Below are 25,371 nucleotides of genomic sequence, written 5' to 3' on the forward strand. Positions count from 1 at the left end.
AGATCATTGCTCATCGGCTTGCCGATAGTGCATTTGCCCCCGGAGCAGCATCGCGGATCAGGCGGTGTTCCCCCGCCAGGCAGGTAAACCGCTCTCCGCGCATCCGGCCGATCAGAGTCAGGTCCACTTGGGTCGCTATCTCTACCCCCCAGGCGGTGAAGCCAGAGCGCGAGACCAGTGAGGGGATGCCCATGTGGGCGCATTTGATGACCATCTCCGATGTCAGCCGCCCGGTCGTATACAGGATCTTGTCGGTCGGATCGGCGCCCGTTGCCAGCATCCAGCCCGCGATCTTGTCCACCGCGTTGTGGCGGCCCACGTCCTCCATATAGACCAGAGGCTCATCACCCTGGCACAGCACCGTGCCGTGGATCGCGCCCGCCTCAAGGTACAGCGACGGCGTGGTGTTGATGGTCTTGGCCAGCGCGTACAGCCAGCTTGTGCGCAACTCGGCTTGTGGGAGGCGCAGGTTCTCCAGCCCCTCCATCATGTCGCCGAAGACGGTGCCGACCGCGCAGCCGCTGGTGCGGGTCTTCTTGGCCAGCTTTTCCTCGTGGTTCGTCGGGCGGTCGGTGCGCACGACGACGGTCTCGACCTCTTCGTCGTAATCCACGCCGGTCACGGTCTCCCCATCGCGCAGCATCCCCTGGTTTTTCAGGAACCCCAGGGCGAGGTATTCGGGGTAGTCGCCGATGGTCATCGCGGTCACGATTTCCTGCCCGTTCAGGTAGATCGTCAGGGGCCGCTCTTCGACTACGGATATGTCCTGCACCGCACCCGTCTGATCGGTGCCCTGCACCCTGCGCGTCAGGCGCGGGTTCCCGGGGTTGGGGGCGATGTGATGGGGGGGATCACGGAATTGCATTTGCGGGTCGCTACCGGCTGGGGCACAGGGATCGAAGACCAACGATAGGGCGGCAACATGGGGTCCACCACCGCGAAATCATCCTTTGCGCGCGGCGCGGTGCAGGGACTGCCATATGTGCTGGTGATCGTGCCCTTTGGCCTGCTGTTCGGCGTCGTCGGGGCAGAGGCGGGGCTGAATATCGCGCAGGTCATGGGGTTCACCGTTCTGGTGATCGCGGGGGCGGCACAGTTCACCGCTGTGCAGTTGATGACCGAGAACGCGCCGGTGCTGTTGGTGCTTGCCGCGTCGCTGACGGTGAACCTGCGCATGGCGATGTATTCAGCCAGCCTTGTGCCGCACCTGGGCCGCGCACCGCTGTGGAAGCGGGCGCTGGTCGCTTATGTGATGGTCGATCAATGCTACGCCCCGGCCATCGTGGAGTATGAGACGCACCCGTCGATGACCGTGGGTGCTAAGGTCGCCTTCGTTCTGGGCGTGGCCGCGCCCATCGTGCCGATGTGGTATCTGGCGACATTCGTCGGTGCGACCTTGGGCGCCACGGTGCCAGAGGCTTGGGCGCTCGACTTCGCGCTACCGATGACCTTCATCGCGATGGTCGGCCCGTTGTTGCGGACACTGCCGCACGTATCGGCGGCCATCGTGTCGGCAGTTCTGTCGTTGCTGCTGGCAGACCTGCCGCCCGGTGTCGGGCTGATGCTGGCCGCTGCCATCGCGGTCGTTGTCGGCGCAAGCGTCGAGACATGGCAGGAGCGTCGGAAATGAATGCATCCGCTTGGGAAATCTGGGGCGTCATCGCCGCGCTGGGCGCGGGCACGTTTCTGCTGCGGTTTTCGTTCCTCGGCCTTCTGGGCGACCGCAATTTGCCGCCCCTGGTTCTACGGCTTCTGCGCTACACGCCGGTCGCCGTCTTTCCCGGTATCATCGCGCCGTTGGTGGCCTTCCCAGCCGCGACAGACGGGGTGTTCGACCCCGCCCGCGGTGTGGCCGCTGCCGTTACGCTTGGCCTTGCTGTGGCCACACGCAACCTGTTGCTCGCGCTCTTCGGCGGCGGGGCGGCGCTGTATCTGGGGCTTTGGCTGTTTTAGAACCACCGTCCGAAGGCCACGTAACGCGCACGGACGCTGACCGTCGCACTGACGGCAGACCACAGACCGTAAGCGACTCGTGTCAGCCCGCCCGTGGCGTTGAATAGGATCGCGTCGGTCGTGTTCAGAAGATTGACCATGACAATGGGCGGCTCGACGAAGGGCATCGGGTAATCCACCTGATCGCGCGGCCCTGTGAAGCCACCCGCTTTTTCGATGTCTAGCGTGATGTCGATATCCTCGAACCGCCCGGTGCAGATCTGCGTGCCGTCGGCGAAGCGTGTATAGCGCGCGGTGGCCGATCCGTCCGTCTCGATCAGTCCGCCCGTGGGCACATCCCCGGTCATTGCCACTGCGGCCAACACGTTGCCCGGACCGTATCCGTAATCCGCGCGCATCAACCTACCTGCGGTGGTGTCGGTGGGCGCTTGCTGAACCGCGGCCCCGTCCATCGTGCCGGAGGTGGGGTCAACGCGCAACGCAGTTGTCCAAGATGCGCCATCGCCCGAAACCTTGACCGAGAACGCATCCTCTCCAGCAAGGCCCATCTCTGCTCGCCCCGAGAAATTGCTTTGGAACAACAGCGATCCGGTGGCCGAGGTGTTCGCCTTGTTCACCGTCAGCCGGTGATCGTCACCCGCGTGCGACAGAAGCGTGGCGGGGCTGGCGACGCTTAGCCGATTGGTGTCATCCGCCGCAGCACCGACGCCCAGCCGATCGATGTCCGACAAAACCGGACCGCGCCAGCCCGCGGCCCCGAAGACGCGCAAAGCGCCTGTCGTCGCCTCGACCGCGATCCAACCGATCTGCGGCGTCACGAAAACCCAGCCGCCGTTCAACCACGCCGCGATTTGCCCGTCCGCGCCCACCCAATCCCCGGTCGGGTCCGCACCCACGATCCAAGCCTGTCCATCCACGGGTGTGTCGGGCGGCGACACCGTGTCAACGCCCTGCACCACAAGCTGCGACAGCACATCCAGCCGTGCCAGGGCTTCGTTGTGGGTCACGTGCTTCTGCGCCTGCGCGGCTTGGATCAAGGGAAGATCGAGATTGGGAGAGTTGTCGGACATCGGGCGCAACCTTTCGCAAACCGGGATGCGGCACCCTGCGCCGATCCGCATTACGAGCGCCTGAACACACCGCGCGTTCGGCAATACAGTTGCGCAACGCCCGCAATTGATGCCGGATTGGAAGCGCAGAAGCGGGCGCACGTTGACAGATACAGCCCGCGCGGCGTTTACCCCGCGCGAAGAGGCACGCAGTAAGGACACTCTCCATGAAAATCGCGATGATCGGCACCGGCTACGTGGGCCTTGTTTCGGGTGTGTGTTTTTCGGACTTCGGCCATGATGTGATCTGCGTCGACAAAGACGCCGCCAAGGTGACCCGGCTGGAGAACGGCGAAATCCCGATCTTCGAGCCGGGCCTCGATGTGATCCTTGAGAAGAACGTCGCTGCCGGACGGTTGGCCTTCACCACCGATCTGGCCGCCGCGCTAAAAGGCGCACAGGCCGTCTTCATCGCCGTCGGCACGCCCACCCGGCGCGGTGATGGCCACGCCGATCTGACTTACGTGATGGCCGCCGCAGAAGAGGTCGCGCGCGCTGCCGATCCCGGTGTCGTCATCGTCACGAAATCCACCGTTCCCGTCGGCACCAACCGCAAGGTGGCCGAGGTCGTGGCGCAGGCGAACCCCGATCTGGATTTCGAGGTCGCCTCGAACCCCGAGTTCCTGCGCGAAGGCGCCGCCATCGATGACTTCATGCGCCCCGACCGCGTGGTCGTCGGCGTGCAGTCCGACCGCGCCGGCGATGTCATGTCGGAAATCTATCGCCCGCTGTTCCTGCGCGAGTTTCCCATCGTCGTGACCGATCTGGAATCGGCAGAGATGATCAAATACGCCGCCAACGCCTTTCTTGCGACGAAGATCACCTTCATCAACGAGATCGCGTCCCTGTGCGAGCGCGTCGGCGCGGATATCAAACAGGTCAGCCGCGGCATGGGTCTGGACGGGCGCATCGGCAACAAGTTCCTGCATGCGGGGCCAGGCTACGGCGGATCCTGCTTCCCAAAGGATACCAAGGCTCTGGCCCGCATCGGGCAGGAACACGCGGCCCCCATGCGCATCACCGAAGCGGTGATCGAGGTGAACGAAGAGATGAAGCGCCGCATGACCGAAAAGCTGCGCGACCTGTGCGACGGCAGTTTCAACGGCAAGCGTGTGGCGGTGCTGGGCGTGACTTTCAAGCCCAACACCGATGACATGCGCGACGCGCCGTCCCTTACCATCGTACCCGCGCTCGTGGGCGGCGGGGCAGAGGTGCGCGTCTGCGATCCGCAGGGCCGACATGAGGGTGAGAAGCTGCTGCCGGGCGTCAGCTGGCACGCCGATCCCTACGACGCCGCGCAGGACGCCGATCTGTTGGTCATCCTGACCGAATGGAACGAGTTCCGCGCGCTCGACCTGTCGCAGTTGTCGGACACCATGCGCACCGCTCGCATGGCCGACCTGCGCAACGTCTATGCGATTGCGGATGTGCAGCGCGCGGGCTTTACCGCCTATGCGGCTGTCGGGCGTGCGGGCTTCGGTGTGGCGTGATCAGGTCGGCGGAAGTGGAACGCCGTCCTTGCCGAACACGATGTTATGCCGCCGGTCGACATTGCTGTTGTCGATCCTCTGCGTGCTGACGCCGGGCACCTGACCGAAATCGTTCATTAGCGCGTTGGGATACCATGTGGTCCCGACGTCGATCCCCGCCTGACGCAACAGCGTAGAGGTCGAGCGCGCGCAGGTCGCCTGCGGTGCCGCGCCGTGATTGCGCATGGCAGAGATCAAGCGGTTGGCCGTGGCCGCATCGACGGCCAGGTCCTGCCGCACGACGTAGTGGTCCTCGCGCACGTGATAGTCGATGTAACCGCGCTCGATGTTCGGCGTGATGCCGTAATGCAGATCGGCGACTTCCGGGACGTTGGGATGGCGGAACGACCCAGCCGGGTCCCACAGAACCCGCTGCGACCCGTTCACCATCAGCGCGGTGTGTGCGCCCGAGTCGCCCGCGACCGTGCGCACGGTCAGCAGTGTCAGCTGCGGCGGGCCAGAATGAACATAGGCCGCGCGCGCGACTTCGGCAGGATCGGCGGGCGGCGGATTGTTCGTGCCGCACCCTGTCAACGTCAGGGCCGCCAGCACGGCCAGCATCAGGGCGCGGATCATGGGTTTAGCCGTTGATCAGGGCAAGAAGGACCAGCGCCACGATGATCGCGATCACCGTCCGCACGGTCCACTTCACGAACCCCTCGAAGGTCTTTTCCTGCTCTTCGATGTTCATCGATCCGTGCGAGTGCTTTGCCATGGTCCGCTCCGACAATTTGCGTTTTCCGGCTGATAAACGATTCGTCCGGGCCTGTCACGCGCGCTTGGCGTCGCGCTGACGCATGACGAATTGCCATGTGCCGGTATCATCCTCGTGCCGATCCGCCTCTCCCAGATGCCAAAGATGCATGCAGTGGGCGACCGCCTCGACCAGTGCGAGTCCGTATTCGCCGCCCGTGATCTGCCGCTTGAAGATCGGCTGAAAACACTCGCCCGCGCTATGGGAGGTGGCAAGATGGGTCCGCAGACGATCCAACGCACCGGTGTGGTTCTCTGTCAGTTGACGCAGCCGCAGCGGCAGGCCGCGAAATGGCAGCTTGTGGCCGGGCAGGACCAGCCGGTCAGGCGTTGCAATGCCCTGAAACGTCTCACACGAGATCAGGAAGTCGCCCACTGGATCGCCTTCGGGCTCGGTGGCATAGAGCCCGAGGTTGGGAGAGATCGAGGGCAAGAGCTGATCGCCCCCCAGCACCAGCGGCCCGTCCTCTTCCCACAAGGTCGCGTGTTCGGGGGCGTGGCCGTTGCCCATGTGAACGTGCCACCAGCGCCCGCCGATCTGGATCATCTGGTCTTCGACAAGACGGTTGAAGCCCAGCGGCAGCGGATGCACCACGTCTGCGAAGTTGAACGGGCGCTCTTCCAGCCGGGTCGCCAAAACTTCTGAATCCATGCCGCAGGCACGCCAGAAGGCGGCTGTCTCAGGCGATGGACGCTCTTGCTCATCAAGAAGCAGCATCCGCGCCATCAAGTAGGCCGTGCGCGGCATCAGCAGTTCCGCGCCGTGCTCGGCCATGAACCAGCCAGCGAGGCCGACGTGATCGGGATGGTGGTGCGTCACCAGCACGCGCGACACACGCCGCCCATGCAAGGCCTGCACCCACATGTCACGCGTCTTGCGGCTGTCGAAGCCCGTGTCGACGACGGTCACGCTGCCGTTCGGCTCTGTCAGGATCCAGCAGTTCACGTGGTCAAGCTTCATGGGCAACGGCAGGCGCAGCCACTCGATCCCCTCGGCGACCGCGAAGGACGCGCCGAACTCCGGCGCGTCCTGCCATTCGTAGCGGATCGTGTCGTTTCCGCTCATCGCATCGCCTCTCGGTGTTCGATCGGCGTGCTTAGATCAGGCAGCGGCCAGATCGTCCAGCGTCAGCGCATACAGACCATCTGCGCCCGCCTTGGCGTGCACCAGAAGCGACGCGTGCTCGGGCAGCAAACGTTCGATGTAGAAGGCCGCCAGCGCGCGACGCCCAGCGTCGCCCTTCACCGCCGCGCGCAGATGCGCAACGCCGCCCAGCACACGGGCAAAGGCGCGAAGATAGGGAACGGCCCCGGCGAAGCGGTCCTGCATGTCTTGGGCCACCAGCACATCCGTCGCGTCCCGCAATGCCTCGGTCGCGTCCCAGACGGCTTGAGCCAGCGCATCTTCGGACTTGCGCGCCTCTTCGATCATGGCCTGCATCTCGTCGATCAGGGCGAAGGCGGCGTCCCCCCCGTCCATCATCTTGCGCGCGACAAGATCCATGGACTGAATGCCGTTCGTGCCTTCGTAGATCGGCGTGATCCGGGCATCGCGGCTGTATTGCGCGGCGCCCGTTTCCTCGACGAAGCCCATGCCACCGTGCACCTGCACGCCCTCATGCGCGACTTCGTTGCCGATGTCGGTGCCGAAGGCCTTGGTGATCGGCGTCAAAAGCGCGGCGCGGGCCTTCCACGACGTATCCCCGGTAGCCGTCGCCATGTCGATGGCTACGGCATTCATCATCGCGATGGAGCGTGCGGCGAAGAGATCCGCCTTCATGCCCGTCAGCATCCGGCGCACATCCGCATGCTCTACGATGGTACCAGTGCCTTCTGCTTTGCCTTGCGTGCGATCCAGCGCATACGCCAAAGCATGCTGATAGGCGGCTTCGCCCACGCCAATACCCTGCACGCCCACGCCGAGACGGGCGTTGTTCATCATCGTGAACATCGCGGCCATGCCCTTGTTTTCCTGACCGACAAGCCAGCCCTTCGCGCCGGAATACTCCATGACGCAGGTGGGCGATCCGTGGATGCCCATCTTGTGCTCTAGGCTAACGACCCGCAGGTCGTTCGGCTCTCCGGGTGTGCCGTCGTCCTTGGGCAGGTACTTCGGGACAAGGAACAGGCTGATGCCCTTGGTGCCGGGAGCCGCGTCCGGCAGACGGGCCAGCACCAGATGCACGACGTTCGGCAGGAATTCAGCGTCACCCCAAGTGATGTAGATTTTCTGGCCGGTGATATTATAGCTGCCGTCATCGTTCGGCTCTGCCTTCGAGCGCAGCGCGCCCACGTCCGATCCAGCCTGCGGCTCGGTCAGGTTCATTGTGCCAGACCACTCACCGCTGGTCAGCTTGGTCAGGTAGGTCTGCTTCAGCTCTTCGCTGGCGTGATGCTCCAGCGCCTCGATCTGGCCTTGGCTCAGCATCGGGCACAGTTGCAGCGACAGGCAGGCGGACGACATCATTTCGTTCACGGCACTCGCCACTGTCATCGGCAGGCCCATGCCGCCGTATTCGGGGTCAGCGGCCATGCCGACCCAACCGCCTTCGGCAATCGCCTTGTAACCTTCGTCGAATCCCGGAGACGTCCGAACAACGCCGTTTTCCAGCTTGGCGGGGTTCTCGTCACCCGCGCGGTTCAGAGGGGCCAGCACCTCTTCGCACATGCGGCCAGCTTCGTTCAGGATCTGCTCAACAACCTCCGGCGTCGCCTCGGCGAAGCGCTCGGTCTCTGTGACGCAGTCGAAACCCACTATGTGATCGAACAGGAAGCGGAAATCCTTGAGCGGTGCGCGATACGGCATGAAATAATCCCCCTTAGACTATGTAGTTAAAGTGGCCCGCGGCCCATCGCTCGGCAAGTCAAACCCTGCGTCAGAGACTGCGGCTTGATCGCATGGCGCTGTCGGAATAGGCGATTCCCCATGACAGAACGCCTGACCCCGGACCAGATCGATCGTGCCGCGCAGATCCTGCGGGATGGTGGGTTGGTCGCCTTTCCGACAGAGACGGTCTACGGGCTGGGTGCCGATGCAACCAACGCGGATGCCGTGGCGCGCATCTATGCGGCCAAGGGGCGGCCCGCGTTCAATCCGCTGATCGTGCATGTGCCGGATACGGACGCGGCGGAGCGGCTGGTGGCGTTCGACGCTCGCGCGCAGGCTTTGGCCGATGCCTTCTGGCCCGGACCGATGACGCTGGTTCTGCCGATACACAATGACGCACCCGTTGCATCCCTGACGACCGCTGGCCTGCCCACCCTCGCCGTTCGCGTTCCTGCCACGCCGCTTGCGCGCGCGCTTTTGTCAGCCGTGGACCGCCCCATCGCCGCCCCGTCGGCGAACCCGTCCGGTCGGGTCAGCCCGACGATGGCGGAACACGTCATGGCGGGCCTTGGGGGACGGATCGAGGCGGTGCTCGATGGCGGCGCCTGCGGCGTGGGGGTCGAGTCGACCATCCTGATGCCCGTCGCGGACGGCGTGCGTCTGCTGCGCCCGGGCGGGCTGGCGACGGAAGAGATCGAAACGCTGCTGGGCGACCCACTGCTGCCCGCCGATGACTCGGCCATCACTGCGCCGGGCCAGCTTGCCTCGCATTACGCGCCTGCGGGCCGAGTGCGGCTGAATGTGACCACGCCGGAGCAGGAAGAGGTGCTGTTGGGTTTCGGCCCGGTGGATGCCGCGCTGAACCTGTCGGAAACGGGAGATTTGCAGCAAGCGGCAGCGCGGCTGTTCGACTGTCTGCAACAGCTCGACTCGATGCAGGTCCAGCGCATAGCCGTATCGCCTATTCCAGACCACGGCCTTGGGCGTGCCATCAACGACCGCCTGCGCCGGGCCGCCGCCCCCCGCTAATTTCCGGCGACCACGCGCCCCGCGCCAGCGTCCGAAATTTCCAGAAACAGCTTGCGACGCACCGCCTCGGCAAAGCTCTCGCGGTCTTCTGCCGTCACCACGAATGCACCCGGACCACCGATGATCTGGCTCTCGTATGCATCTTCCAGTCCGCCCTGTGCGCGGCCCGGATCGTCGGGGCGCAGGATCGGCAGCGCGTTGATCGTCACGCCGGCCGCCACGACACGGGTGCGGGCCTCTTCGATGGAAGGTCCGGTGTAGTTGCGCACGCTGTCGCCAGAGAAGTCGATGACGCGGCGAAAGCCGACCATCTCGTTCTCGTCCATCATCCGCAGCCCTTCCAGCAAGGCCGCGCCGATGGCATTGCTGCCGTAGGCGGAACGAGGTCCATTGCGCAGCGCCTCGGCAAAACGTTCCGCGTCTTCGGCATCGCGGATCCGCATCCAATCCACAACGACACCCTGGTTCGTCGCCCATTCCACGTAAGTCACCGCGATCTCGCCGTAAGCCGTGCGCGCGATCGCCTCTAGCACCTGCGGATCGGTGATCGCCTGCGCATAGCCTTCGAGCTGAAACGCGATTTCTCGCGCGTCGATAGAACCGGAAGCATCGGCCAACAACACCAGTTCCAGATCGGTATCTTCGGCAAATGCCGTGGAACCCAGCCATAACAGAACGACGCAAACCCAGCGCATCACAAGGTCCTTTCGGAAGACACGATTATACGACTTTCGTAGAAGACTAAGCCATTTTTGCAAATTTTCACCTAGCTCCGCTCTTAGAGGCGGTCGTCAACCAAGACCGAACCGCCCGGTAAAGGAGGAACCAGTGACCAGTGGAACGCAACGCAGACCAAGCAACGCAACGGGATATTGGAAGGCGAACCTTCGCACGATCTACGGTTGCCTTATCGTCTGGGCACTCGTCAGCTTCGGCTTCGGCATACTACTACGCCCGCTTTTGGCCGGGATCGAAGTCGGCGGAACCGATCTGGGCTTCTGGTTCGCGCAACAAGGCTCGATCCTGACGTTTCTTGTCCTGATATTCTTCTACGCCTGGCGGATGAACAAATTGGATCGCGACTACGGCGTCGAGGAGGATTGAGCCATGGATCAGTATTATCTCAACCTTCTCTTCATTGGCGGCTCGTTCCTTCTGTACATCGGCATCGCGGTCTGGGCGCGGGCCGGTTCGACCGACGAGTTCTACGCAGCGGGTCGCGGCATTCATCCGGTCACGAACGGCATGGCAACGGCGGCGGATTGGATGTCAGCTGCGTCGTTCATCTCTATGGCCGGTCTTCTGGCTTTCAACGGCTATTCGGCTTCCAGCTATTTGATGGGGTGGACCGGAGGTTACGTACTGCTGGCGCTGTGCCTTGCCCCCTACCTGCGCAAGTTCGGCAGCTTCACGGTGCCAGAGTTCATCGGCGACCGCTACTATAGTTCAACCGCGCGGCTGGTGGCGGTGTTGTGCCTGATCGTTGCCTCGCTGACCTACGTCATCGGCCAGATGACCGGCGTTGGGGTCGCCTTCTCGCGCTTCCTTCAGGTCGAGAATTCAACCGGCCTCTTCATCGGTGCCGCGGTGGTCTTCTTCTACGCCGTGCTCGGCGGAATGAAGGGCGTGACCTACACGCAGGTCGCGCAGTACGTCGTACTGGTCTTCGCCTACACCGTGCCTGCGATCTTCATATCGCTGCAACTGACCGGAAACCCTGTTCCCGGCTTAGGTCTGTTCTCGAACTTCGAGGCGACGGGAGAGCCAATCCTGACAACACTGAACGCAACGCTCGCCGACCTTGGCTTTGCGTCCTACACTGAACAGGACACAAGTTTTCTGCCGATCCTGAATATGACGCTCTTCACGCTTACGCTGATGATCGGCACGGCAGGGTTGCCCCACGTGATCATCCGCTTTTTCACGGTGCCGAAAGTGTCAGACGCGCGACTGTCGGCAGGTTGGGCGCTGCTGTTCATCGCGATCGTCTACCTGACTGCGCCAGCCGTCGGCGCGATGGCGCGGCTGAACATCATGGACACTATCTGGCCGGGCGGCGCCGAAGGCGAGGCAATGCTTATCGAAGAGGCTCCACCGTGGTTCGAGAACTGGCAGACCACGGGTTTGCTGGGGCTGGAGGACGCAAATGGCGATGGTCGGCTGCAATATTTCAACGAAGACGCCGAGACCCTGCCGCCGGTCGCCGAAGCATCAGGGGCCGAAACCAACGAACTTGTCGAGTTCAACCGCGACATCCTGGTGCTGGCGAACCCCGAAATCGCGCAGCTTCCCAGTTGGGTCATCGCGCTGGTGGCGGCCGGAGGCATGGCGGCCGCCCTGTCTACGGCAGCAGGCCTTCTCTTGGCGATTTCTTCTGCGGTCAGCCACGACTTGCTGAAGCGGACACTGACGCCGGGTATCTCCGAGAAGGGAGAGTTGCTGGCGGCGAGGATCTCGATGGCAGCCGCGGTCGCTGTTGCAACCTGGTTGGGCCTGAACCCCCCGGGTTTTGCGGCTCAGACGGTTGCGCTGGCCTTCGGCATTGCCGCAGCGACGATTTTCCCGGCGCTACTGATGGGCATCTTTTCGAAGCGCATCAGCAATGTAGGCGCGGTCGCGGGGATGGTGACAGGCTTGGTATTCACGGTGGTCTACATCTTCCTGCACAAAGGCTGGTTCTTCGTACCGGGAACCAACAGCTTCCCCGACACCATCGAAGGATCGCTATTCGGCATCGAATCCACAGCCATTGGCTGTGTCGGGGCCGCACTTAACTTCATCGTGGCCTTCGTGGTCTCTGGCCGCACAGCGGACACGCCCGATGATGTAAAGGCGATGATCGAAAACGTGCGGATCCCGCGCGGCGCCGGCGGCGCGTCAAGCCATTGATCTAATCCCGGCTCCCTCCAGGGAGCCGGGAACGCCATGCCCTTGAGTGGCGTTCACTTGCCATGTGCCGCTCCTGTCTGTCTCGCCGCAAATTCCTGACACTCTCTGCCACCGCGCCGTTGGCGCTGTCGGCCTGCGATGACGGGCCGAACCTTGTCAGTCAGGCGGAAGCCGCCGAAATGGGCGAGGCGGCGTGGGCACAGATCAAGTCGGAAACGCCGATCAGCCGCAACGCGACGTACCGTCAAACTCTGGACCGCGTGTCCAGCCGCCTGATCAACGCGGCCTCCCTGACCGACCGCAATTGGGAGATCGAGGTCTTCGCCACCCCCGACGCCAACGCCTTCGCGCTGCCCGGCGGCAAGATCGGCGTTTACGAGGGCATGTTCGACGTCATCGGATCGGAAGACCAACTGGCCGCCATCGTCGGCCATGAAATCGGGCACCTGCAGGCAGAACACCCGCAAGAGCGCATGTCTGCGCAGGTCGCCACCGACACCGGCATAAGCATCGTCGCCTTTTTCCTGAACCTCGGCGGCATCGAATACAGCCGGGAAATCGCAGCGGCCCTGGGCATGGGCGTGCAATACGGCCTGCTGATGCCCTTCAACCGCGAACAGGAACTGGAAGCCGACGCGCTGGGCCTGCGCCTGATGGACAGCGCCGCCTACAATCCCAGGCAGGCGGTGGACCTGTGGCAGCGCATGGAAGCGGCTGGCGGCGCGCGAACGCCGGAATTTTTGGCGACCCATCCCGCCCCGCAAAACCGCATCCGCGAAATAGAGGCTATCCTGCGGGAATTATAGACCTCCGGTATCTGACCTGCAGGAAACCCAGATTCAACATTTGACCGGAACCTGCCATCAATAAGCCGAAGTCATATGTGATTGTTCACGCCATGACTTATCTGACCGCCCCAATCCGCCGCGTCGCAGTTGATCCCAACACCTGCATCATGGGCATCGGCGTGACCGCATTCACGCTGCTCTGCGTCCTATTCTGGCCCTTTGTCGCCGATGATGCCTACATCGTCGGACGCTATGCGCTGAACGCGGCGGCGGGCGACGGTCTGGTCTATAATGTCGGAGAGCGGGTGTCGGCGTTGACATCACCGCTGCACGCGCTGCTGGCCTCTGCCATAGCGCGCGCAGGCTTTCATCCTGTCGAAAGCTATCGGCTGCTGGCGCTCTGTCTGATCGTCGTCGGCTGGGCCATTGCCATCCGGCGCACCGGGATCGGCGGCACACGACTGGCGCTGTTCACCGCGCTGTCGCTCGGCTCTCCGTTTCTGGCGCTGTGGTCTGTCGGCGGTTTGGAAACCGCGATCCTTAGCCTTCTGGCAACGGTCTTCGCCGCTTGGCTGGTCGTGCTAGGCCGTGCAGGGTCCGCGCGGGATCGCGACTATCTCGCTCTGGGCGCCTTGGCAGGCATGATGTTCCTGACGCGGCACGACAGCGTCCTGATCACGGGTCCGCTCCTGCTTGCGATACTTTGCGTGGATTACCGGCGTCCGATGCTCTGGGTCGGCGGCCTGCTGTGTGCTGCCATCGCCGGAAGCTGGCTGCTGTTCGCGTGGCTCTATTACGGGGACGTTCTGCCAACATCCTACTACATCAAGCTCGCCCATTCGAGCCGTGCCTCGATCGACAGCATCTCGGCGCTGCTGAATTTCGCCTTGCTGTCCTTCCTCGCCCCTCTGGCACTCCTGTGGCGCCCCACCCGCGACACACGCCCGAAACTGACAAGCGCGATCCAGATCGGGGGCGGCGTCGCGTTCGCCCTGTTCGTCTTCTATGCCAGCCGATCCGCCGGAGAGCACATGATGTTCGGCTACCGCATGTTCATGCCGTACCTGACGGCGGCCGCGTTGGTCGTAACATTGTCCCTGCCGAACATCCGCCGTGCCATCGTTGTCATCGTATCAGCTGTCCAAGCCGTCATGGCAGCCGTCGTTCTGACCGTCGGCGTGAACCCGGCACCACTGGCCGGTCTGCCGGGGCTGTCTGCCGCCTATGCTGAATATCAATTCGTCACGCCGCACGCGTTCGGGCAGTTTGCGAAGATGCTGGAAGCGGATGCGGAGGACATCAAAGATCACTGGTCTGCACAAGGCATCGAAACGCAGCCAATCGCCTACTTGCGTACAGGTGGAATGGGCTATCACCTACCCCACTTCCACATTCTGGAGGCACTCGTGTCCTACAGGCACGACTGCGGCATTCTCATTCGACCGATGATAGAGGCGGCGCATTATACGCAGCAATTGGGCTTCAGCCTAACGGGCACCTTCGTTCGCGATCATACGCGCACCAGACCCGACGTGGCCGATGACGCGGCGCTTCTGTTCACCTCTACACTCGAATGGGACAGACCGGCCGAGACTGGCTATCTCTTCGGCCCGAACCCTGCTGTGCTGGACCTTGGCGACAGCCTTGGGGCCCGATGCCATGCGCCCGAAAGACCGGCAGCGAGTTGATCGGATCAAGGCGCGGACACCTGGGAGCTGACGGAAACGATCCTCTCGCCTGTCGGCATCGATCCCGCTAGGACGCCGGTGAGCAGACGCGGAGCCTACCCAGTGCTGAAAGACCTGACCTTTCCCGCGATTTACATGGGGCTTCTCGCGGCCTTCGTGGGCTTTTCGTCGTCCTTCGCCATCGTTCTGGCCGGCCTGTCGGCCATGGGCGCGACCGAGGGCCAGGTCGCAACAGGGCTGTTCTTCGCGACGCTGGGCATGGGCATCGGCAGCATCTGGCTGGCCGCCGCCACGCGCATCCCCGCCGCCGTCGCTTGGTCCACGCCGGGAGCGGCGTTTCTGGCCTCCACCCAAGCCCTCCCCGGCGGCTTTCCCGAGGCTGTCGGCGCGCTGATCGTCTGCGCCGGACTGATCGTTTTGACGGGCCTGATCCCCGCCTTGGGCCGCGCCGTCGCGGCCATTCCCAAGCCCATCGCGAACGCCCTTCTGGCAGGCGTGCTTCTGCCCCTTTGCCTAGCCCCCGCACAGGCAGCCGGACTGGCCCCTTGGGCGATCTTGCCGCTGGTCGGCGCCTGGATCGTCGGGCTGGCCCTTCACAGACTGGCCGCGATGCCCGCTACGATTCTTGCACTGATCGCTGTGATCGCCTTCGGATCGGACAACGGTGCCGCCGTGCAGATGGGTGGCCTGCCCGACCTGACGCCCATCGCGCCAGTCTTCAGTCTGCAGGCCGTCATATCCATCGGGATCCCGCTATATCTGGTGACCATGGCGGGCCAGAACATCCCCGGTTTCGCGGTGCTCGACCTGCACGGCTACACCTACGACCGCCCGCCCCTTCTGCGCCGCACCGGCATCGTCAGCGCGGCCTTCGCGCCCTTCGGGTCGATCCCGGTGAACATGTCGGCGATCACGGCGGCCATGATGAGCGGTGAGGACGCAGGCCCCGATCCTGCGCGCCGCTACTGGGCGGCCATCACCTCTGGCGTTGCTTACGTGGTGCTCGCGGTCTTCGCCGCTCCGGTCGTGGCACTGGCCGCCGTCGCCCCCGCAGGCGTCATCACTGCCGTCGCCGGTCTGGCGCTGATCCCGGCGCTCGTGGGCGCGCTTTCAGGCGCGTTCGGAGAGGGCAAGCGGATCGAGGGCCCGGCACTGACCCTTCTGATCTCGGCCAGCGGGACGACCTTGCTGGGCATTTCCGGCGCGGTTTGGGGCGTGCTGGCGGGGCTGCTGGTGTGGGGCGTGACGGCCCGGCGGCGCTAGGCGTCGAAGACCTGCACGCCACCGACCCAAGTGCCCAGAACCTTGCCTTCCATCCGCGCGCCGTCGAAGGGTGTGTTCTTGGATTTCGATGCCAACATCTCTCGGTCCAGCACGAAGGGGGCGTTGGCGTCGAAGAGGACCAGATCGGCGGGGGTGCCGGGGGACAGGGCGCCTGCATTCAGGCCAAGGCGTTTGGCGGGGTTCATGGACAGCGCGCGCCACAGTTGCGGCAGGGTCAGGTGGCCCGCGTGGACAAGGCGCAGGGCAGCGGGAAGCAGCGTTTCCAGGCCCACCGCGCCAGAGGCGGCTTCTTCGAACGGTAGGCGCTTGGATTCCTCGTCCTGCGGAGTGTGCATCGAGCAGATCACGTCGATCAGGCCGTTGGCGACGGCCTCGACTACGGCAAGGCGGTCATCTTCAGACCGCAGAGGCGGCTTAAGCTTGAAGAAGGACCGATAGCCGCTGACGTCGAACTCGTTCAACGTCAGGTGGTGAATTCCGACGCCCGCCGTCAGGTTCAGACCATTGCGCTTGGCGCGCTCCAGGCTGGGTAGGGCGCGGGCGGTGGTGATCTGGTCCACATGGTAGGCGGCGCCCGTCATTTCCAGCAGGGACACGTCGCGGTCCAGCACCATGCGCTCGGCCATGGGCGATACGCCTGACAGCCCGTAGAGCGACGCGAACTTGCCGCTGGTGGCCGCCGCCCCGCGCGACAGGATCGGTTCCTGAGCGTGCCCCACGACCAGTGCGCTCAGACCGGCAGCGTAGGTCAGCGCACGTTGCAGCACGCGCGTGTCGGTGACGACCCGGTCGCAATCGGTGAAGGCCACGGCACCGGCGTCTTGCAGGAAGCCGATCTCGACCATCTCGCGCCCATCGCGGCCTTTGGTCAGCGCGGCCATGTGGGCCACCCGCACCTGCGCGTCGACCTCGGCCCGGCGGGCAACGAATTCCAGCACTTCGGGCGTGTCGATCGCCGGGTCCGTATCGGGGCGCGTGACGATGGTTGTGACCCCCCCGCGCGCTGCCGCGCGCCCAGCGGATCGGAAGGATTCCTTGTGTCGCTCACCCGGCTCACTGACCTTCACGCCAAGGTCCACGATGCCCGGGGCAAGACACTTGCCGTTGCAGTCGATGGGTTGCGCGGTTTCCGAGGGCGCTTCCGCGATCCGGCCCGCGACGACGTATAGATCACCGATATCCTCGGTGCCGGTTTCGGGGTCGATCAGGCGGGCGTTGCGGAAGGTCAGGTCCATGGCCGAGGGCTTACGCCAAGCAAGGTTGGGCTGTCCATGGGGGCGCTGCCCCCGCCGCATCCGCGGCTCCCCCCAAGGTATTTGCGGAACGATGAAGCGATCAGATCGCGACCAGCCAGACGATCAGGGCGATCAAGAGCGCCACGAAGAGGGCGACCATCGCGACCTTGCCACTGGCCTTTCGATCCGCGCTGCCGGGCGCTGGTGCTGCGGGGGGTACGCCAGCGGCGCTGCCTTCGGCGGATGCGGCGCGCAAAGGGGTTACGGCAGGTGTCGGGCGCTCGGTACGATAAGAGCCGAGGTGCTGCAGCGGCGGCTTCGGCGACAGAGCCTTGGTCGCCGCACGCGTGCGCAGGATCAGAACCGGACCCTTGCGCCCGTTCAACCGCCCCGCGTCGCCGCGCACCGGGCCGCCTTCGACGCCCTCACCTTCGACGAGGTAGGCAGACAGGCCAAGATCACCCAGCGCAGTGGTATCCAAGGCCTCGACCCGTGTCGCGTCGATCTCTGTGCCAAGCAGATCGGCCAGCCGCGCGGGATCGTCGGCCAGTGCGGCCACCTCTGCCATGGGCAGATCGACGGCGAAGACGTGGACTGTGTCGATGGTGGTTTCGATGGTCATGGGCGTCCTTTCGGCTGTGCGACCCTAACGCGGCAAGCCGTTCGACGGGTCCTGCGCGGATCGGTGTTCGGCCAGAAGGCGGCGCAGAAGCTGCCGCGTTTGCCGCGGATCGCCAGATCCCGTGATGTGTTTGATGCTGCCGGAGTGCAGTTCGACCGCGTTAAACCGAACCCGTTTGATCTTATGCAAGGGTGCGTGGAAACCATCCTCCCACCGGACACCATCAGACGAGATGACCCAGCGATTATCGATAGGTAACGTAATCGCCAGACCTGACATAATCATGGCGATAAGAAGAGAAAATGCCCCCCCAATCAGCAGCTAACCAACAATACCTATGGGCGAATCCCGCATCAAGCTCGGCATGCCCTTTGCGACCCAGAACAAGATTGGAAAAGTGAGGATAATCACAACAGGAAGGGCGTGATTGAGCACCTTGCGCCACGCAGGCAGGTTTCGCCTATCGCCAGCAGCGAGCACATCCGGCGCATCATCCGGCAGCCACACGGGCCTCTCCATCACGCCGCGCGCCGGTCCCGTAGCCGCTGCGCCAGCAGGTCCATGCAGGCCATGCGCACGGCGACACCCATCTCGACCTGCTCTTGGATGACCGAGCGGTTGATGTCGTCGGCTATGGTCCCGTCGATCTCGACCCCGCGATTCATGGGGCCGGGGTGCATGACGATGGCGTCGGGCGCGGCGTGCGACAATTTTTCGGCGTCCAGACCGTAGCGGTGGAAATATTCGCGCTCGGACGGGATGAAACCGCCGTCCATCCGCTCTTTCTGCAGCCGCAGCATCATCACGACATCGGCGTCCTTCAGGCCCGCCTTCATGTCGTGATGCACCTCGACACCCCAATCCGCTGCGCCCGAGGGCATCAGCGTGGGCGGGCCGACCAGTCGGATGCGACTTTCCATCTTGCCCAACAGCCAGATGTTCGAGCGTGCCACCCGGGAATGCGCGATGTCGCCGCAAATGGCGACCGTCAGGCGATGCAGGCGGCCCTTGGCGCGGCGGATCGTCAGCGCGTCCAGCAGCGCCTGCGTGGGGTGTTCGTGCCGCCCGTCGCCCGCGTTCAGCACGGCAGCGTTCACCTTCTGCGCCAGAAGGTCCACGGCGCCGGAATGCGGATGGCGCACGACCAGCAGATCGGGGTGCATCGCGTTCAGCGTCAGGGCGGTGTCGATCAGCGTCTCGCCCTTCTTCACGCTGGAAGTCTGCATCGCCATGTTCATCACGTCCGCACCGAGCCGCAGGCCCGCGATTTCGAAACTCGCCTGCGTGCGGGTGGAGTTTTCGAAGAACATGTTGATCTGCGTCAGGCCCTTTAGCGCCTGACCGTGCTTTTCCGCGCCACGGTTCAGGTCGACGTAGGTGTCGGCCAGGTCGAGGATCTCGGTGATCTCGGACGGCGACAGGGGCTCTATGCCCAACAGATGATCATGACGAAACGACATGGGCGCAGATAGCGCCCGAAACGGGCTGGCGGCAACGGTTTGGCAATAAATTTATGTCAGCTTGCCCGCATGGCAGTCTTATTCGTCCGCATTCTCAGTCTTTTCTTCATCGGGTTCGGCGCGGCCGTGGCGCAAGGCGTGTCCCTGCGGGATGGCCCGATGGTGGCGTCGCCGTCTGCGTTCATCGTCTTGGACGCGCCGCCTGTCGCCGTGCGCGCGTCCTACCCCCAGGACGATCCCGCGCCATCCAGGTCAGAGGGTAGCCTGTTTGCAGGAAGGGCCGCAGGCACGCTGTTTGATGCCACCCCCCGCCCGGCGCCGCATCCCGCGCTGGTTCGGCGGGCGCCGCTGCGCGACAGCAGGGACGACCGTGCTGCGATCCTTGATCTCATCGCCCGCGCCGAAGCGGGGAAGGCCGGGTATGACGCCGTGCAGCTTAGCGCGCGGATCAAGCCACCGCGCAAACCGACGCAAATGACTCTTGCGGAAATCGACGCCTGGACCCGAGCGACCCCCGGCCAGCACCACGCCATCGGGCGCTACCAGTTCATTCCGAAGACCCTGCGGCGGCTAGTGAAACAGATCGGCGCGCCCCCGCAATCGCGCTTCACCCCCGAATTACAAGACAAGCTGGCCCATGTGCTGCTACGCGATGCCGGATACGCCGAATTGCGGATTGGCGCGATGGACCGGATCACCTTCATGCGCAACCTTGCGAAGATCTGGGCTGGGCTGCCAACGCCATCGGGCCGGTCATACTATCACGGGCACGCGGGCAATCGCGCCACGATCACGTGGGGAGAGTTCGATACAGAGATGAAGCGCATCCTGCCGGGCTGAGAAGCCGGGGCCGTCGGGGCTTGCGAATGCATGCGCAGCATTCTATCCCTGCCCGCAACTCAAACGACATAAAGTTGCGAGGCCGCGCATGTCCTTCCGTATCCAGCCCACACCTCCGGCCCGCCCGAACCGTTGCCAACTGTTCGGTCCTGGCTCTCGCCCTTCGATCTTCGAAAAGATGGCCGGCAGCGATGCCGACGTCATCAACCTCGACCTCGAAGATTCAGTCAGCCCGGACGACAAGCCGGAAGCGCGGCGGAACATCATCCAGGCCATCGGTGATATCGACTGGGGCGACAAGCATCTGAGCGTGCGGATCAACGGTCTGGATACGCCTTACTGGTATCGCGATGTGGTCGACCTGCTGGAACAGGCGGGCGACCGGATCGACCAGATCATGATCCCCAAGGTCGGAAACGCAGGCGACTTGTATGCCGTCGATGCGCTGGTGACCGCCATCGAAAGTGCCAAGGGCCGCACCAAGCCCATCGCCTTCGAAGTCATCATCGAGACCGCCGCCGGGCTGACCCATGTGAACGAGATCGCCGCCGCCACGCCGCGCCTGCAAGCGATGAGCCTTGGCGCCGCGGACTACGCAGCCTCGATGGGCATGGCGACCACGGGCATCGGTGGCACACAGGAAAATTACTACATGCTGCACGACGGCCAAAAGCACTGGTCCGACCCCTGGCACTGGGTGCAGACCGCCATCGTCGCTGCCTGCCGCACCCACGGCATCCTGCCGGTCGACGGCCCGTTCGGCGACTTCTCGGACGATGAAGGCTACCGCGCGCAAGCGCTACGGTCAGCGACCCTGGGCATGGTCGGCAAATGGGCGATCCACCCCAAGCAGGTGGCGCTGGCGAACGAAGTCTTCACCCCATCGGATGACGCCGTGGCCGAGGCGCAAGAAATCCTGGACGCCATGGAAGAGGCCAAGCGCACCGGGCAAGGCGCCGCCGTGTATAAAGGGCGGCTGGTCGATCTCGCCTCGATCCGGCAAGCGGAAGTAATCGTGAAACAGTCAGAAATGATCGCGCGTCGGTCGTGATCGGTCGCCAAGTCCCGCCACCGCGGGCCGCCCAGCAATGGGTCAAGGGGCGGCCCGCATCCTAAGATGCACGCGTACCGCACTACCCCTCCATCGAGGCAGATGTCGTCCGGCGCACCCCAAAGCGACCCGGCAAAAAGCCTTTCAACTTGATCCCCGCCCCATCGCGCGCCATTTGACCCCCTGAAGGGGAGACCGAATGACACAGTATCTGGATTTCGAGAAACCGCTCGCCGATCTCGAAGGCAAGGCCGAAGAGCTGCGCGCGATGGCGGAAGACGACGCTTCGGTCGCGACAGAGGCCAGCGCGCTGGACGAAAAGGCGAAGGCCCGGCTGGAAGCGCTTTATGCCAACCTGACGCCTTGGCAGAAATGCCTGGTCGCCCGCCACCCCGAGCGTCCCCACTGCCACGAATACATCCGCGAGTTGTTCACCGAATACACGCCACTCGCCGGTGATCGCAATTTCGCGGACGATCATGCCGTGATGGGCGGTCTTGCGCGGCTCGACGGTCGGCCTGTTGTCGTTATCGGCCACGAGAAAGGCCACGACACTAAATCGCGGCTGGAACATAACTTCGGCATGGCCCGCCCCGAAGGCTACCGAAAGGCGATCCGCCTGATGGATCTGGCGGACCGATTCGGCCTGCCCGTCGTCTCGCTGATCGATACGCCCGGTGCCTATCCCGGCAAGGGTGCAGAGGAACGCGGCCAGTCCGAGGCGATCGCGCGATCCACCCAGCGCTGCCTGCAGCTTGGCGTGCCCTTGGTGAGCGTCGTCATCGGCGAAGGTGGATCGGGTGGCGCGGTGGCGTTTGCCACGTCGAACCGGATCGCGATGCTGGAGCACTCGATCTATTCGGTCATCAGCCCCGAGGGCTGCGCGTCGATCCTGTGGAAAGACGCCGAAAAGATGCGCGAAGCGGCAGAGGCCCTGCGTCTGACGGCGCAGGACCTGAAGAAGCTGGGCGTGATCGACCGCATCATAACCGAACCCGTCGGCGGCGCGCAGCGTCACCCGAAACGCGCGATCCTGAAGGTCGGCGATGCGCTGGTGGACATGCTGGACGAAATGCAGGGCATGATCCCGGATGAGCTCCGTGCCGCGCGGCGCGAGAAGTTCGTGGGCATGGGATCCAAGGGGCTTGCGGCATGAAGGTGTACCTTTCCGGCGAAATCCACACCGACTGGCGCGACCGTGTTATCTCGGCCTGCGACGGCTTCGATTTGCAATTCTCCGCCCCCGTCACCGATCACGCGGCCAGCGACGATTGCGGTGTCGCGATCCTTGGGGCCGAGGACGACAAGTTCTGGCACGACCGAAAGGGCGCGTCGTTGAATGCTATCCGCACGCGCAACGCGATCGAGGGCGCGGACATCGTCGTCGTGCGCTTCGGCGAGCAGTACAAGCAGTGGAACGCCGCTTTCGACGCAGGCTATGCGGCGGCTTTGGGGAAATCCCTGATTATTCTGCATCAGCCGGATCATGCCCATGCGCTGAAGGAAGTGGACGCCGCTGCAAATGCCGTGTGCGAAACACCCGAACAGGTCGCGGCGTGCTTGCGCTACGTGCTGACGGGCGCACTGCCGGAATAGACCAACGCGTCAGGGCTTGTAGCGGCGCAGCGTGTCCCCGAAGGCGATCTTGGGTTCTATCTCGACCCGTTTCGGGTCGGACAGAGTGCCTGCGTTGCGATCCACAATGATCTGAGCTGCGGCACGTCCTGTGGCAGATCGCCCCGCATCCATGCTGGCCAGCTGACGGGGTAGACCGTCCAGCAGCGCCGTGCCGTTGAAGCCCGCAAGGCCCAGCCGCCCAGGGATGTCGATCCCCTGTTCGAGACACCACAGCAGACCGCCCGCGCCGATCATGTCGTTGGAGTAATACAAGAAATCCAGGTCGGGGTTCCGGGTCAGGATCGTTTCCGTCATCTCGCGCCCTTTTTTCAGGGCAGAACCGCCGGAGTAGAATTCCTGATCCGCGACCTCGTGGCCTGCCTTGGCCAGCGTATCGGTGAACCCTTCGAACCGTTTACGCGCGCGGTGGTCGAGCGGCATCTGGGTGCCAAGAAAGCCGATCTGTTCGAACCCTTGGCCCAAAATGGCTTCTGCCATCATGCGGCCCGCACGGCGTTGGCTGATCCCAACGACGCTATCCACGGGCTGACCGTCAACGTCCATGATCTCGACGACCGGAACATCGGCGGCGCGCAGCATCTTGCGGCAGGCGTCGTTGTGCTCGATCCCCGCGATGATGACGCCGGACGGACGCCACGACAGCATCTCGTAGATCACCTTTTCTTCGCGGTCGGGGCGGTAGTTGGTGACGCCGACGACCGGCTGCAGGTGGGTTTCGTCCAGCACATCGGTGATGCCCGACAGAACGTCCGGGAACACCATGTTCGACAGCGACGGGATGATCACCGCCACAAGGTTCACCCGACTGGACGCCAGCGCCCCGGCGATCTTGTTGGGCACGTAGCCCAGTTCCTTGGCGGCCAGCAGAACGCGCTGGCGGGTCGCGTCGCTGACATCGCCCCGGTTGCGCAGCACGCGGCTGACCGTCATCTCCGAAACGCCCGAGGCCTCTGAAACGTCGCGCAGGGTCATGGGGCGACGGGGCGGAATCGGGCGGTCAGTCATGGGCGCGTCCTTTTGTTCTTCAAGCTGTTTAGCGCGCCGTGAAAGTTCATGGAAGACGCACGCCATTCACCTTAGAACGTCGCGCAACGTATCGGCCAGTAGGCGCACCGCGGTGATTTGGTTGACGTATCCCGTGGCGGGCAGTCCGGCACCCTGCTGGTAGCGACGCAGCGCGGCTCGGGTGGCATCGTCGAACGTGCCGTCGACGGAGCCGGGGTTCAGATTCAGCCGGGCGAGCCGTGTTTCGATAGCGCGCCGAGAGATGCTGTTCAGCCCCACGGCGGCCTCTGCCGCCTCTGCCTCTGCGTTGCGACTATCCGCGCCGCGCAGCTCAATGATGGCGGCGCGGGCTTCTGCCACGAATTGCCCATCGGGAAAGGCGTTGATGTAGGTCTGATAGCCCTGCACCGTGTTCTGCGCCCGCGTGGCCCGCCAAATCTGACGCTCACGCTCGGACGCGCCTTCATCCTCGGCGCGGCGATCCCTGATCTCGGCCAGTCGCTCGCGGGCTTGGCCCGCGTAGATGCCATCGGGGAAGCGGTCGAGATAGGTGGCCAGTTCCGCCTCCGAGCGCTCGCTACCCATGGACGACCAAAGCTGTTCATCCTGCCGGCGCAGTTCCTCACGACGGCGGCGTTCCTCTGCTTCCAGTTCGGCCGCGCGCGCAGAGCCTTGCGCGTCGAGCAGTTGTACCTGTCGCGACGTCAGAAAGCCTGTCTGTTCGAAATCGTTGCGCGACTGCCAAGACCGCAAGGCCCCGCGCGTGCCAGGGCCGAAGATACCGTCGATCCCGCGCGTGTCGTAACCCAGAACGGAAAGGTCGCGCTGAACGTCCTGCCGCTGCGGCCGCGACAGGCCAAGCGCGGTTTCCGCTCGTTCGGCGCGCTGTTCCGGCGTTTCGGTCAGTGCATCCAAGCGCAGTTGCGCGGGCAGAGCGAAGGCGCCGTCGGGATAGCGTTGCAGATAGGCGCGATAGGCAGTGGCGTCGTCGCGCTGCTGGGTCAGCGCCCAGTAGCGTTCTTCTTCTGTCGTTTCACTTGGGGCCGTCTCACGGCCCGGCAGCAGAAAGGTCAGATCACGCGGGGCGAACCCGTCGACGCGTAGACCGCTGTCCGCCTCGATGGACGCACCTGGTTCCGCCAGCACGTCGCGTGTGAAGCGCAGGGCGCGCACCGGGTCGGTGACGACGAGGGTGACGCCAGACGGCAGATCAAGATCGGGGATCGCATCGGGGTCGGCAGCACCCAGAACCAGCACGCTGCGCCCGGCGGCATCGGCCATCAGGTCCGTCAGCGCCAGTACAGGCACGCCCGCCTCGGCACTGTCGATCGCGCCGTTGCCTTCAGCCTCCACCGGCAAGAACCAAGCCGTATCTTCGATGATCCCGAAACGCCCCGTCAGCACCACAGCCACCGCATCGGCACTACGGCCCATCTGCGAGAACGCGCGCAGGCGGGCGAATATCGTCGCCCGATCGGCGTCACGCGCCGTGACCGTTGCTACGCCCGCATCCTCCAGCGCGTCGACCGCCCGCGCGTAGCCGCGCAATTCCTGCCGCGTGCGATCCAGCGTGTCATAACGCGCATTGGCAATCACCAAAGCCGCCTCTTCCGCGAAAGAGGGCGTGGCCAGTAGGCAAAGCAGGGCGATCAGGCGGCGCATGGGGCAGGC

Annotated in this window: 25 protein-coding genes; 13 read left to right on the plus strand and 12 right to left on the minus strand. The window is 64.2% G+C overall.

Features of this window, described 5'->3' with window-relative positions; translation table 11 throughout:
• Positions 1–10: 10 nt before the first annotated feature.
• Positions 11–865 carry a formate dehydrogenase accessory sulfurtransferase FdhD gene (locus tag FIU81_RS13880; RefSeq protein ID WP_124110498.1) on the minus strand — a complete coding sequence of 285 codons (855 nt, stop codon included), beginning with the start codon at positions 863–865 and terminating at the stop codon, positions 11–13.
• Positions 866–922: 57 nt separating this feature from the next.
• Between FIU81_RS13880 and FIU81_RS13885 the strand changes: the two genes are divergently transcribed.
• Together FIU81_RS13885 and FIU81_RS13890 are read left to right on the plus strand one after the other, a co-directional pair.
• Entirely contained in the window at positions 923–1,630 is a 708-nt protein-coding gene (locus FIU81_RS13885) for an AzlC family ABC transporter permease (protein ID WP_124110496.1), read from the plus strand.
• Complete coding sequence (locus FIU81_RS13890; protein ID WP_124110495.1) at positions 1,627–1,953, plus strand: AzlD domain-containing protein; 327 nt, start codon at positions 1,627–1,629, stop codon at positions 1,951–1,953. The genes FIU81_RS13885 and FIU81_RS13890 overlap by 4 nt, the downstream gene beginning before the upstream one ends.
• Here FIU81_RS13890 and FIU81_RS13895 read toward each other — a convergent pair.
• Positions 1,950–3,023 carry a DUF2793 domain-containing protein gene (locus FIU81_RS13895; protein WP_172971480.1) on the minus strand — a complete coding sequence of 358 codons (1,074 nt, stop codon included), beginning with the start codon at positions 3,021–3,023 and terminating at the stop codon, positions 1,950–1,952. The genes FIU81_RS13890 and FIU81_RS13895 overlap by 4 nt on opposite strands.
• A 206-nt stretch (positions 3,024–3,229) precedes the next feature.
• Here FIU81_RS13895 and FIU81_RS13900 point away from each other — a divergent pair, with 206 nt between their 5' ends.
• The gene (locus tag FIU81_RS13900; RefSeq protein WP_124110492.1) at positions 3,230–4,552 is read left to right on the plus strand and encodes a UDP-glucose dehydrogenase family protein; all 1,323 of its coding nucleotides are present in this window, start codon (positions 3,230–3,232) and stop codon (positions 4,550–4,552) included.
• Here the strand turns inward: FIU81_RS13900 and FIU81_RS13905 are convergent, their stop codons facing one another.
• The 4 genes from FIU81_RS13905 to FIU81_RS13920 are packed head-to-tail and all read right to left on the minus strand — an operon-like array spanning position 4,553 to position 8,150.
• Positions 4,553–5,167 (minus strand): hypothetical protein, encoded by a 615-nt coding sequence (locus tag FIU81_RS13905; RefSeq protein WP_124110491.1) that lies wholly within the window; start codon positions 5,165–5,167, stop codon positions 4,553–4,555.
• A 4-nt stretch (positions 5,168–5,171) separates the two neighbouring features.
• Complete coding sequence (locus FIU81_RS13910; RefSeq protein ID WP_124110489.1) at positions 5,172–5,306, minus strand: aa3-type cytochrome c oxidase subunit IV; 135 nt, start codon at positions 5,304–5,306, stop codon at positions 5,172–5,174.
• A gap of 54 nt (positions 5,307–5,360) precedes the next feature.
• Positions 5,361–6,410, minus strand: coding sequence for an MBL fold metallo-hydrolase (locus FIU81_RS13915; RefSeq protein WP_124110488.1), 1,050 nt, complete (start codon positions 6,408–6,410; stop codon positions 5,361–5,363).
• Between the two features lie 36 nt (positions 6,411–6,446).
• Entirely contained in the window at positions 6,447–8,150 is a 1,704-nt protein-coding gene (locus tag FIU81_RS13920) for an acyl-CoA dehydrogenase (protein WP_124110487.1), read from the minus strand.
• A gap of 120 nt (positions 8,151–8,270) precedes the next feature.
• Between FIU81_RS13920 and FIU81_RS13925 the strand changes: the two genes are divergently transcribed.
• The gene (locus FIU81_RS13925) at positions 8,271–9,200 is read left to right on the plus strand and encodes an L-threonylcarbamoyladenylate synthase (RefSeq protein WP_124110485.1); all 930 of its coding nucleotides are present in this window, start codon (positions 8,271–8,273) and stop codon (positions 9,198–9,200) included.
• Here FIU81_RS13925 and FIU81_RS13930 read toward each other — a convergent pair.
• A complete protein-coding gene (locus FIU81_RS13930; RefSeq protein WP_124110483.1) occupies positions 9,197–9,895 on the minus strand; it encodes a DUF1194 domain-containing protein in 699 nt (232 codons plus the stop codon). The two genes, FIU81_RS13925 and FIU81_RS13930, sit on opposite strands and share 4 nt — an antisense overlap.
• Before the next feature lie 133 nt (positions 9,896–10,028).
• Between FIU81_RS13930 and FIU81_RS13935 the strand changes: the two genes are divergently transcribed.
• From FIU81_RS13935 to FIU81_RS13955, 5 genes are all read left to right on the plus strand, one after another.
• Positions 10,029–10,304: a DUF4212 domain-containing protein gene (locus FIU81_RS13935; protein WP_124110482.1), complete on the plus strand. Its 276-nt coding sequence runs from the start codon at positions 10,029–10,031 to the stop codon at positions 10,302–10,304.
• Between the two features lie 3 nt (positions 10,305–10,307).
• A complete protein-coding gene (locus tag FIU81_RS13940) occupies positions 10,308–12,089 on the plus strand; it encodes a sodium:solute symporter family protein (RefSeq protein ID WP_124110481.1) in 1,782 nt (593 codons plus the stop codon).
• Positions 12,090–12,151: 62 nt separating this feature from the next.
• Positions 12,152–12,895 (plus strand): M48 family metallopeptidase, encoded by a 744-nt coding sequence (locus tag FIU81_RS13945; protein WP_124110479.1) that lies wholly within the window; start codon positions 12,152–12,154, stop codon positions 12,893–12,895.
• A 92-nt stretch (positions 12,896–12,987) separates the two neighbouring features.
• Positions 12,988–14,565, plus strand: a complete 1,578-nt coding sequence (locus FIU81_RS13950) for a glycosyltransferase family 39 protein (protein ID WP_124110478.1) — start codon at positions 12,988–12,990, stop codon at positions 14,563–14,565.
• 78 nt (positions 14,566–14,643) lie between these two features.
• Entirely contained in the window at positions 14,644–15,828 is a 1,185-nt protein-coding gene (locus FIU81_RS13955) for a benzoate/H(+) symporter BenE family transporter (protein ID WP_254695928.1), read from the plus strand.
• Here FIU81_RS13955 and pyrC read toward each other — a convergent pair.
• From pyrC to FIU81_RS13970, 3 genes are all read right to left on the minus strand, one after another.
• Positions 15,825–17,084, minus strand: a complete 1,260-nt coding sequence (pyrC, locus tag FIU81_RS13960) for a dihydroorotase (protein WP_124110477.1) — start codon at positions 17,082–17,084, stop codon at positions 15,825–15,827. The two genes, FIU81_RS13955 and pyrC, sit on opposite strands and share 4 nt — an antisense overlap.
• Positions 17,085–17,184: 100 nt before the next feature.
• Positions 17,185–17,706, minus strand: coding sequence for a hypothetical protein (locus FIU81_RS13965; protein ID WP_124110475.1), 522 nt, complete (start codon positions 17,704–17,706; stop codon positions 17,185–17,187).
• A gap of 518 nt (positions 17,707–18,224) precedes the next feature.
• Positions 18,225–19,166, minus strand: a complete 942-nt coding sequence (locus FIU81_RS13970; protein WP_124110473.1) for an aspartate carbamoyltransferase catalytic subunit — start codon at positions 19,164–19,166, stop codon at positions 18,225–18,227.
• 69 nt (positions 19,167–19,235) lie between these two features.
• Between FIU81_RS13970 and FIU81_RS13975 the strand changes: the two genes are divergently transcribed.
• From FIU81_RS13975 to FIU81_RS13990, 4 genes are all read left to right on the plus strand, one after another.
• Entirely contained in the window at positions 19,236–20,006 is a 771-nt protein-coding gene (locus FIU81_RS13975) for a hypothetical protein (RefSeq protein ID WP_124110471.1), read from the plus strand.
• A gap of 88 nt (positions 20,007–20,094) precedes the next feature.
• The gene (locus FIU81_RS13980; protein WP_124110470.1) at positions 20,095–21,057 is read left to right on the plus strand and encodes an L-malyl-CoA/beta-methylmalyl-CoA lyase; all 963 of its coding nucleotides are present in this window, start codon (positions 20,095–20,097) and stop codon (positions 21,055–21,057) included.
• Between the two features lie 199 nt (positions 21,058–21,256).
• On the plus strand, positions 21,257–22,213 hold the full coding sequence (locus tag FIU81_RS13985; protein WP_124110469.1) for an acetyl-CoA carboxylase carboxyltransferase subunit alpha: 957 nt from the start codon (positions 21,257–21,259) through the stop codon (positions 22,211–22,213).
• Positions 22,210–22,653, plus strand: a complete 444-nt coding sequence (locus tag FIU81_RS13990; RefSeq protein WP_124110468.1) for a YtoQ family protein — start codon at positions 22,210–22,212, stop codon at positions 22,651–22,653. Before FIU81_RS13985 ends, FIU81_RS13990 begins: the two co-directional genes overlap by 4 nt.
• A 9-nt stretch (positions 22,654–22,662) precedes the next feature.
• Here FIU81_RS13990 and FIU81_RS13995 read toward each other — a convergent pair whose 3' ends face one another.
• Complete coding sequence (locus FIU81_RS13995; protein ID WP_124110467.1) at positions 22,663–23,700, minus strand: LacI family DNA-binding transcriptional regulator; 1,038 nt, start codon at positions 23,698–23,700, stop codon at positions 22,663–22,665.
• A 66-nt stretch (positions 23,701–23,766) separates the two neighbouring features.
• Positions 23,767–25,362, minus strand: coding sequence for a peptidoglycan-binding protein (locus FIU81_RS14000; protein ID WP_172971481.1), 1,596 nt, complete (start codon positions 25,360–25,362; stop codon positions 23,767–23,769).
• Positions 25,363–25,371: the final 9 nt, after the last annotated feature.

Origin of the sequence: Palleronia sp. THAF1 (assembly GCF_009363795.1) — a bacterium.
Classification (GTDB): domain Bacteria; phylum Pseudomonadota; class Alphaproteobacteria; order Rhodobacterales; family Rhodobacteraceae; genus Palleronia.

Bases quoted from the DNA above. Each gene is read 5' to 3' on its own strand.
- FIU81_RS13995 (WP_124110467.1), bottom strand. From the start codon at position 23,700: ATGACTGACCGCCCGATTCCGCCCCGTCGCCCCATGACCCTGCGCGAC.
- FIU81_RS13920 (WP_124110487.1), bottom strand. From the start codon at position 8,150: ATGCCGTATCGCGCACCGCTCAAGGATTTCCGCTTCCTGTTCGATCAC.
- FIU81_RS13965 (WP_124110475.1), bottom strand. From the start codon at position 17,706: ATGACCATCGAAACCACCATCGACACAGTCCACGTCTTCGCCGTCGAT.
- FIU81_RS14000 (WP_172971481.1), bottom strand. From the start codon at position 25,362: ATGCGCCGCCTGATCGCCCTGCTTTGCCTACTGGCCACGCCCTCTTTC.
- FIU81_RS13880 (WP_124110498.1), bottom strand. From the start codon at position 865: ATGCAATTCCGTGATCCCCCCCATCACATCGCCCCCAACCCCGGGAAC.
- FIU81_RS13890 (WP_124110495.1), top strand. From the start codon at position 1,627: ATGAATGCATCCGCTTGGGAAATCTGGGGCGTCATCGCCGCGCTGGGC.
- FIU81_RS13990 (WP_124110468.1), top strand. From the start codon at position 22,210: ATGAAGGTGTACCTTTCCGGCGAAATCCACACCGACTGGCGCGACCGT.
- pyrC (WP_124110477.1), bottom strand. From the start codon at position 17,084: ATGGACCTGACCTTCCGCAACGCCCGCCTGATCGACCCCGAAACCGGC.
- FIU81_RS13945 (WP_124110479.1), top strand. From the start codon at position 12,152: ATGTGCCGCTCCTGTCTGTCTCGCCGCAAATTCCTGACACTCTCTGCC.
- FIU81_RS13975 (WP_124110471.1), top strand. From the start codon at position 19,236: ATGGCAGTCTTATTCGTCCGCATTCTCAGTCTTTTCTTCATCGGGTTC.
- FIU81_RS13985 (WP_124110469.1), top strand. From the start codon at position 21,257: ATGACACAGTATCTGGATTTCGAGAAACCGCTCGCCGATCTCGAAGGC.
- FIU81_RS13895 (WP_172971480.1), bottom strand. From the start codon at position 3,023: ATGTCCGACAACTCTCCCAATCTCGATCTTCCCTTGATCCAAGCCGCG.
- FIU81_RS13950 (WP_124110478.1), top strand. From the start codon at position 12,988: ATGACTTATCTGACCGCCCCAATCCGCCGCGTCGCAGTTGATCCCAAC.
- FIU81_RS13905 (WP_124110491.1), bottom strand. From the start codon at position 5,167: ATGATCCGCGCCCTGATGCTGGCCGTGCTGGCGGCCCTGACGTTGACA.
- FIU81_RS13910 (WP_124110489.1), bottom strand. From the start codon at position 5,306: ATGGCAAAGCACTCGCACGGATCGATGAACATCGAAGAGCAGGAAAAG.
- FIU81_RS13925 (WP_124110485.1), top strand. From the start codon at position 8,271: ATGACAGAACGCCTGACCCCGGACCAGATCGATCGTGCCGCGCAGATC.
- FIU81_RS13930 (WP_124110483.1), bottom strand. From the start codon at position 9,895: ATGCGCTGGGTTTGCGTCGTTCTGTTATGGCTGGGTTCCACGGCATTT.
- FIU81_RS13915 (WP_124110488.1), bottom strand. From the start codon at position 6,410: ATGAGCGGAAACGACACGATCCGCTACGAATGGCAGGACGCGCCGGAG.
- FIU81_RS13940 (WP_124110481.1), top strand. From the start codon at position 10,308: ATGGATCAGTATTATCTCAACCTTCTCTTCATTGGCGGCTCGTTCCTT.
- FIU81_RS13885 (WP_124110496.1), top strand. From the start codon at position 923: ATGGGGTCCACCACCGCGAAATCATCCTTTGCGCGCGGCGCGGTGCAG.
- FIU81_RS13980 (WP_124110470.1), top strand. From the start codon at position 20,095: ATGTCCTTCCGTATCCAGCCCACACCTCCGGCCCGCCCGAACCGTTGC.
- FIU81_RS13970 (WP_124110473.1), bottom strand. From the start codon at position 19,166: ATGTCGTTTCGTCATGATCATCTGTTGGGCATAGAGCCCCTGTCGCCG.
- FIU81_RS13900 (WP_124110492.1), top strand. From the start codon at position 3,230: ATGAAAATCGCGATGATCGGCACCGGCTACGTGGGCCTTGTTTCGGGT.